The following is a 7949-nucleotide window of genomic DNA, read 5'->3' on the forward strand; positions in this document are numbered from 1 at the left end:
ACATGCGCAAGAACCGCGCCGGCGTCATGGGCAAGGCGGAGACGCTGATCAAGGCGCTGCCGTGGCTGGAGCGCTTCCACGGCACCACCGTCGTGATCAAGTACGGCGGGCACGCCATGACCGACGAGGCGCTGCGGCACCAGTTCGCCGAGGACATCGTGTTCCTGCGCTACGCCGGGCTGAAGCCGGTCATCGTGCACGGCGGCGGCCCGCAGATCAACGCCGCGCTGGAGCGCAACGGCATCGACTCGACGTTCACCGCCGGGCTGCGCGTCACCACCCCGGAGGCCATGGAGGTCGTCCGGATGGTCCTGACCGGGCAGGTGCAGCGCGACGTCGTCGGGCTGATCAACCGGCACGGGCCGTTCGCCGTCGGCATGTCCGGCGAGGACGCCAACCTGTTCACCGCCGAGCGCAAGCACGCGCTCGTCGACGGCGAGCGCGTCGACATCGGCCAGGTCGGCGAGATCGTCGAGGTGCAGGTCGGCGCCGTCCGCGCGCTGCTCGACGACGGCCGCGTCCCGGTCGTGTCGAGCGTCGCGCGCGGCGACGACGGCGAGGTGTACAACGTGAACGCCGACACGGCCGCGGCGGCGCTCGCCGTCGCGCTGGACGCGGTGAAGCTGGTCGTGCTCACCGACGTCGAGGGCCTGTACGCCGATTGGCCCGACAGCGACGACGTGATCGACCGGCTGACCACCGACGAGCTGGCGGCGCTGCTGCCGGAGCTGTCCGCCGGGATGGTGCCGAAGATGGAGGCGTGCCTCGCCGCCGTGCGCGGCGGCGTCCCGCAGGCGCACGTCCTGGACGGGCGGGTCCCGCACTCGCTGCTGCTGGAGATCTTCACCGACGAAGGGATCGGAACGATGGTGCTGCCGAGCCTCCCCGGCGGACCCGTGACGGAGGACCTCACATGAGCACAGCGGACCTGCGGAAGCGGTTCGAGGCCGCGTTCATGCCGAACTACGGCGTCCCGCCGGCCGCGCTCGCGCGCGGCGAGGGCTGCCGGGTGTGGGACGCCGACGGCCGCGAGTACCTCGACCTGATCGCCGGGATCGCGGTCAGCTCGCTCGGGCACGCCCACCCCGCCCTCGTCGAGGCGGTGTCCGCGCAGGCCGCGACCATCGCCCACACGTCCAACCTGTTCCTGAACGAGCCGGAGGTGCTGCTCGCCGAGCGGCTGCTCGGCCTGCTCGGCGGCGACGGGCGGGTGTTCCTCGCCAACAGCGGCACCGAGGCCAACGAGGCCGCCCTCAAGCTCGCGATCAAGTACGGGAAGACGAACGGCCGCACGTACTTCGTCGCGACGGAGAACGGGTTCCACGGCCGCAGCATGGGCGCGCTGTCGCTCACCGGGAAGAAGGCGATCCGCGAGCCGTTCGGCCCGTTCGCCATCGACGTCCGGTTCGTCCCCTACGGCGACGCGGACGCGCTCAACGCCGCCGTTGACGAGCAGTGCGCCGCGGTGTTCCTCGAGCCCACGCAGGGCGAGGCCGGGGTCGTCCCGCCGCCCCACGGGTACTTCGCCGAGGCCCGGCGGATCTGCGACGCGTCCGGCGCGCTGTTCGTCGCCGACGAGATCCAGTCCGCGATCGGCCGGACCGGCGCCTGGTTCGCGTTCCAGCACGAGAACGCGCGCCCGGACGTCCTCACGCTCGCCAAGGGCCTCGGTGGCGGCCTCCCGATCGGCGCCTGCGTCGCGTTCGGCGGGCACGGCGAGATCTTCGCCAAGGGCGACCACGGCAGCACGTTCGGCGGCAACCCGGTCAGCGCCGCCGCCGCCCTCGCCGTCCTCGACACCATCGAGAAGGACGGGCTCCTCGCCAACGCCGCCGCGGTGGGGGAGACCCTCGCGTCCGGCCTCGACACGATCGGCCACCCGCTGCTCAAGGGCGTCCGCGGCCGGGGCCTGTGGCGCGCCGCCGTCCTCACCGGCCCGCACGCGCCCGCCGTCGAGGCCGCCGCCCGCGACGCCGGCTTCCTGATCAACGCGCTCCAGCCGGACGCGCTGCGGCTCGCCCCGCCGCTCGTCCTCACCGAGGAGCAGGCCCGCTCGTTCACCACCGCGTTCCCCTCGATCCTCGACGCCGCCGCGTCCGCCGTGAAGGAGAGCTGACCCATGACCGTCCGGCACTTCCTGCGCGACGACGACCTCGCGCCCGCCGAGCAGGCCGAGGTCCTCGACCTCGCCGCGACGATGAAGAAGGACCGGTTCGCCCACCGGCCCCTGGAGGGCCCGCGGTCGGTCGCGGTGCTGTTCGACAAGCCGTCCACCCGGACCCGGCTGTCGTTCGCGGCCGGCATCGCCGAACTCGGCGGCAACGCCCTCGTCATGGACGCCGGCACCAGCCAGCTCGGCCGCGGCGAGACCATCGCCGACACCGCCCGCGTCCTGGAACGCCAGGTCGCCGCGATCGTCTGGCGGACCGGCGGGCAGGAGCGCATCGAGGAGATGGCCGCCGGCACGGCCGTCCCCGTCGTCAACGCCCTCACCGACGAGTTCCACCCCTGCCAGATCCTCGCCGACCTGCAGACCGTCCGGGAGGCCAAGGGCGCCCTCGCCGGCGCGGCCCTCGCCTACTTCGGCGACGGCGCGAACAACATGGCCCACTCCTACCTGCTCGGCTGCGCCACCGCCGGGATGCACGTCCGGGTCGCCGCGCCGCCGTCGCTGCCGCCCGACCCCGCCGTCGTGGCGCGCGCCACCGAGATCGCCGCCGCCACCGGCGGGTCGGTGACCGTCACCGGCGACGCCGCGCAGGCCGCCGCCGGAGCCGACGTCCTCGCCACCGACACCTGGGTGTCGATGGGCGAGGAGGGCAAGGACACCTCCCTCTACGAGCCGTACCAGGTGAACGAGGAGCTCCTCGCCCGCGCCGATTCCGAGGCGGTCGTCCTGCACTGCCTGCCCGCCTACCGCGGCAAGGAGATCACCGCCGGCGTCCTCGACGGCCCCCGCAGCCGCGTGTGGGACGAGGCGGAGAACCGGCTGCACGCCCAGAAGGCCCTGCTCGCCTGGCTGCTGGAGCGATCCCGGTGACCACCCCGATGACCAAGACCGCCCGCCAGTCCCGGGTGATCGACCTGCTGACCCGCCACCCCGTCCACTCGCAGGGCGAGCTCGCCAAGCTCCTGCAGGACGACGGCGTCGACGTCACCCAGGCCACCCTCTCCCGCGACCTCGTCGAGATCGGCGCCGTCAAGCTCCGCGCCGACGACGGCAGCCTCATCTACGCCGTCCCCGGCGAGGGCGGCGAGCGGATCCGCCGCGCCCGCACCGGCGCCGCCGAGACCTTCGCCGGACGGCTCTCCCGGATCGCCGCGGAACTGCTGGTGTCGGCGGAGGCGTCGGCGAACCTGGTCATCGTCCGCACCCCGCCGGGCGCGGCCCAGTACCTCGCCTCGGCGATCGACCACGCCGAATGGCCGACGATCCTCGGCACGGTCGCGGGCGACGACTCCATCCTCGTCATCGCCCGCGACCCGAAGGGCGGCGACGAGGTCGCCGAGGCGCTCCTCAGGCTGACCGCCGGCCGGGAAAGACGAGGCTAGCGCCGCCCGCCGCCCGCGCGGCGGGACCGCCCCGCCGCGCGGGGCGCCTGACGCGCGCCCCGGCACCGGGGCATGGTGGGATGGCGAGTACACGAACGCACAGCGCCGAGAAGAAGAGGAATTCCGTGACCAAGGCACCGACGCGACTGTGGGGCGGCCGGTTCGAGGGCGGCCCGTCGGACGCGCTCGCGCGGCTCTCGGTGAGCGTCCAGTTCGACTGGCGGCTCGCCCCGTACGACCTGATGGGCTCGCGCGCCCACGCCCGCGTCCTCAACCGGGCCGGGCTGCTCACCGACGACGAGCTCGAGCGCATGATCGGTGCCCTCGACGACCTCGAGGCCGCCTGCCGGTCCGGGGAGTTCCGGCCCGCCGTCGCCGACGAGGACGTGCACACCGCCCTCGAACGCGGCCTCCTCGAGCGCCTCGGCGCCCTCGGCGGCAAGCTGCGCGCCGGCCGCAGCCGCAACGACCAGGTCGCCACCGACCTGCGCCTCTACCTGCGCGACCACGCCCGGCAGATCGTCTCCCGGCTCGTCGAGCTGGAGACCGCGCTGATCGCGCAGGCCGAGCACAACCTCGGCGTCGCCGCGCCCGGCATGACCCACCTGCAGCACGCGCAGCCCGTGCTGTTCTCGCACCAGCTGCTCGCGCACGTCCAGCCGCTCACCCGCGACATCGACCGGCTCCGCGACTGGGACAAGCGCGCCGCGATCTCCCCGCTCGGCTCCGGCGCCCTCGCCGGCTCCTCGCTGCCGCTCGACCCGCAGGCCACCGCCGCCGAGCTCGGCTTCGACGCCGCCGCGCCCAACTCCATGGACGCCGTCGCCGACCGCGACTTCGTCGCCGAGTTCCTCTTCGCCGCCGCGCTGATCGGCGTCCACCTGTCCCGCCTCGGCGAGGAGGTCTGCCTCTGGGCGTCGCAGGAGTTCCGCTGGATCGAGATGGACGACACCTACGCCACCGGGTCGTCGATCATGCCGCAGAAGAAGAACCCCGACGTCGCCGAGCTGGCCCGCGGCAAGGCCGGCCGCCTCATCGGCCACCTCGTCGGGCTCCTCACCACCCTCAAGGGCCTTCCGCTCACCTACAACCGCGACCTCCAGGAGGACAAGGAGGGCGCGTTCGACGCCGTCGAGACGCTGCTGCTCGTCCTGCCCGCGATGTCCGGCCTGATCGCCACCATGCGGGTCAACACCGAGCGGCTGGAGACCTCCGCGCCCGACGGGTTCGCCCTCGCCACCGACCTCGCCGAGCTGCTGGTGCGGCGCGGCGTCGCGTTCCGCGACGCCCACGAGGTCGTCGGCCACCTCGTCGTCTGGTGCCAGGTCAACGACAAGGACTTCGACGACCTCACCGACGACGAGCTGGCCAAGGTGTCGCCGCACCTCACCCCGGACGTCCGCGAGGTCCTTAACGTCCAGGGCGCCCTGGCATCCCGCAAGGCCTACGGCGGCACCGCCCCCGACCGCGTCCGCGAGCAGATCGCCGCGCTGCGCGCCCAGGTCAACGACCACGCCTCCTGGGCCGCCGACTCCGAAGCCTGACCGCCGCCTGGAGCGGAGCGCCGGCGGAGCGGAAGGCGGCGGTCAGGCCTGCTCTTGCCGGGGGGTGTGGGGGGTCGTCACCCCACAGGGGTAATGACCGCCGCCGGGCCGGGGCGGTCGGCGCCGCCCTCTAGGCTGGTCGACCGGCGGACCACCCCCCTAGACCACGGTGAGGCGATGGACGGCACGTTGCTGCCACGGGACTTCTTCGACCGGCCGGTGGACGAGGTGGCGCCCTCGCTGCTCGGGCACGTGATCACGCATCGCACGCCCGAGGGCGAGGTCGCCGCGCGGCTCACCGAGGTCGAGGCGTACGCGGGCCCGCTCGACCCCGCGTCCCACGCGTACCGCGGCGAGACGCCGCGCAACGCGGTCATGTTCGGCCCGCCCGGGCACGTCTACGTGTACTTCACCTACGGCATGCACTTCTGCATGAACCTGGTCTGCGGACCCGAGGGGACGTCGTCGGCGGTGCTGCTGCGCGCCGGCGAGATCATCGCGGGGGAGGACCTCGCCCGGGCCCGCCGCCCGAAGTCCACCGTCCGGGACCTGGCCCGCGGCCCCGCCCGGCTGTGCCAGGCCCTCGGCGTCGTCCGGGACCAGAACGGGCTGGACGTGTGTACCCCCGGCGGCGAGATGACGGTCCTGCACGGCGAGCCCGCCGACCCCGCGCTGATCCGCAGCGGACCGCGGACCGGCGTCAACGGCGCCAAGGAGGTGCCGTGGCGGTTCTACGTCGACGGCGACCCGACGGTGTCGCCGTACCGGGCGCACGTCCCGCGCGTCCGGCGGAAGGCCGCCGGGCGGGCCTGACCTCCGAATATCGTTGGCGTGGGCTTCCGCCCATCGGGCAGTCTGGTGAAAGAGCCGGACGGCAAGGCTGAGACGAGGGAGAACGTGACCGACATCCTGGATGACCTCGCGTGGCGCGACCTGATCGCGCAGTCCACCGATCTGGACGAGATGCGGGCGCAGCTCGCCGCGGGGCCGGTCACGCTGTATTGCGGTTTCGACCCGACGGCGCCCTCGCTGCACCTCGGCAACCTCATCCAGATCCTCGTGCTGCGGCGCTTCCAGAAGGCGGGGCACCGCCCGCTCGGGCTCGTCGGCGGCGCCACCGGCCTCATCGGCGACCCGAGCGGCAAGAGCGCCGAACGCGTCCTGAACTCCGAGGAGACCGTCGCGGGGTGGGTCGAGCGGATCCGCGGCCAGGTGTCGCGGTTCCTGGACTTCGACGACGGCCCCACCGGCGCCACCATGGTCAGCAACCTCGACTGGACCGGCCCCATGTCGGCCATCGAGTTCCTGCGCGACATCGGCAAGCACTTCCCGGTCAACCGGATGCTCGCCCGCGAGACCGTCAAGGCGCGCCTCGACACCACCGGGATGAGCTACACCGAGTTCAGCTACGTGCTCCTGCAGTCCATGGACTTCCTGGAGCTGTACCGGCGGCACGGGTGCGTGCTGCAGACGGGCGGCAGCGACCAGTGGGGCAACCTCACCGCCGGTGTCGACCTCATCCGCCGCGTCGAGGGCGGCAGTGCGCACGCGCTCACGACGCCGCTGCTGACCAAGGCCGACGGGACGAAGTTCGGCAAGACCGCCGGCGGCGAGACGTACTGGCTCGACCCCGACCTGACCTCGCCGTACGCGTTCTACCAGTTCTGGATCAACGCCGACGACCGCGACGTCGAGAAGTTCCTCAAGGTCTTCAGCTTCCGCTCCCGCGAGGAGATCGAGGACCTGGTCAAGCAGGGCGCCGACCGGCCCGCCGCCCGCGTGCCGCAGCGCGCCCTCGCCGAGGAGATGACCACGCTCGTCCACGGCGCGGACGAGACGGCCGCGGTGATCGCCGCCTCCAAGGCCCTGTTCGGCCAAGGGGCTCTCGATGAGCTGGACGAGCGGACCCTCAGGTCGGCACTGGCGGAGGTGCCCCGTACCGAGATCCCGCCTGGCGATCTTCCGCCCGTCGTGGACCTCCTGGCGGCCTCAGGGCTGTGCAAGAGCAAGTCGGAGGCCCGGCGGACGATCACCCAGGGCGGCGTGTACCTGAACAACGCCAAGGTCGAGGCGGAGGACGCCGTGCCGGCGTCCGGTGACCTGCTGCACGGCCGCTTCCTCGTCCTGCGGCGGGGCAAGCGGAACATCGGCGGCGTGGAGGTGACCGCGTCCTGAACCGCGCGCGACGTACGCCCGTCCGGACCTCTCCGGGCGGGCGTACGCCATGTCCAGGGAAAACATCGGTAGACACACGTCACAGTGCGGTCACGAGGGGCCTCAACTCGGCCTGTCTGGGGCCACAAAACGCCCTCTGACCTGCTTAAACGTGTCCCGGGCGGTCGATTTGACGACCCCCTCGCGGGGACCTAGCGTTCTACACGCCCCACGGGGGAGCGGGACGCCGACAAGGCGGCCGGCCCCGGGGGAACCTACAACAGATCAGCTGGGACGGACTCGTCCGCGCCTAAATGGGACGTTGGAGGCCGAACCGCCCAGAGTTTGACAAAGCGGGCGGATCGGGTAGGCTTAAAGGGTTGCCCCGGAGCGGGGCTCGCGGGAGCGGGTCCGGCGCGGTGGGTGTCCGTTTCTTGAGAACTCAACAGCGTGTTAAAAGCCAGTGCCTTTATCGACTCGGCCAGTTGGCCGGGTCGCCCCGTGGCCATCCCTGTTTTCGGGGGTGGTGGGGATTTCTTTGAGGCAAAGCGATCTTTGGATCGCGTTGCTGGGATTTTCTTCTGAGGTTTGGCTGCTTCGGGGTTCGCCCCCTGGGGTGGTCGTTTGGACCTTGATGGAGAGTTTGATCCTGGCTCAGGACGAACGCTGGCGGCGTGCTTAACACATGCAAGTCGAGCG

7 protein-coding genes and 1 rRNA gene are annotated in these 7949 nt (G+C 72.3%); all 8 read left to right on the plus strand.

Annotated elements, in window-relative coordinates:
* Window positions 1-2: 2 nt before the first annotated feature.
* On the plus strand, window positions 3-917 hold the full coding sequence (argB, locus tag F9B16_RS32565) for an acetylglutamate kinase (RefSeq protein WP_151544069.1): 915 nt from the start codon (window positions 3-5) through the stop codon (window positions 915-917).
* Window positions 914-2116, plus strand: coding sequence for an acetylornithine transaminase (locus tag F9B16_RS32570; RefSeq protein ID WP_151544065.1), 1203 nt, complete (start codon window positions 914-916; stop codon window positions 2114-2116). Before argB ends, F9B16_RS32570 begins: the two co-directional genes overlap by 4 nt.
* A 3-nt stretch (window positions 2117-2119) precedes the next feature.
* Window positions 2120-3040: an ornithine carbamoyltransferase gene (gene argF / locus F9B16_RS32575; RefSeq protein ID WP_151544066.1), complete on the plus strand. Its 921-nt coding sequence runs from the start codon at window positions 2120-2122 to the stop codon at window positions 3038-3040.
* An 8-nt stretch (window positions 3041-3048) separates the two neighbouring features.
* Window positions 3049-3552 (plus strand): arginine repressor, encoded by a 504-nt coding sequence (locus F9B16_RS32580; protein ID WP_151544070.1) that lies wholly within the window; start codon window positions 3049-3051, stop codon window positions 3550-3552.
* A 125-nt stretch (window positions 3553-3677) separates the two neighbouring features.
* Entirely contained in the window at window positions 3678-5096 is a 1419-nt protein-coding gene (gene argH, locus F9B16_RS32585) for an argininosuccinate lyase (protein WP_192809098.1), read from the plus strand.
* A gap of 177 nt (window positions 5097-5273) precedes the next feature.
* Window positions 5274-5909 (plus strand): DNA-3-methyladenine glycosylase, encoded by a 636-nt coding sequence (locus F9B16_RS32590; protein ID WP_151544067.1) that lies wholly within the window; start codon window positions 5274-5276, stop codon window positions 5907-5909.
* Window positions 5910-5993: 84 nt separating this feature from the next.
* A complete protein-coding gene (gene tyrS / locus F9B16_RS32595) occupies window positions 5994-7271 on the plus strand; it encodes a tyrosine--tRNA ligase (protein WP_151544068.1) in 1278 nt (425 codons plus the stop codon).
* A gap of 610 nt (window positions 7272-7881) precedes the next feature.
* Window positions 7882-7949 (plus strand): 16S ribosomal RNA (locus F9B16_RS32600); the annotation flags it as partial.

The organism is Actinomadura montaniterrae, from assembly GCF_008923365.1.
Taxonomy (GTDB): Bacteria; Actinomycetota; Actinomycetes; order Streptosporangiales; family Streptosporangiaceae; genus Spirillospora; species Spirillospora montaniterrae.

Coding starts and splice junctions, on each gene's coding strand:
- argB (WP_151544069.1), top strand. CDS start 3: ATGCGCAAGAACCGCGCCGGCGTCATGGGCAAGGCGGAGACGCTGATC.
- F9B16_RS32570 (WP_151544065.1), top strand. CDS start 914: ATGAGCACAGCGGACCTGCGGAAGCGGTTCGAGGCCGCGTTCATGCCG.
- argF (WP_151544066.1), top strand. CDS start 2,120: ATGACCGTCCGGCACTTCCTGCGCGACGACGACCTCGCGCCCGCCGAG.
- F9B16_RS32580 (WP_151544070.1), top strand. CDS start 3,049: ATGACCAAGACCGCCCGCCAGTCCCGGGTGATCGACCTGCTGACCCGC.
- F9B16_RS32590 (WP_151544067.1), top strand. CDS start 5,274: ATGGACGGCACGTTGCTGCCACGGGACTTCTTCGACCGGCCGGTGGAC.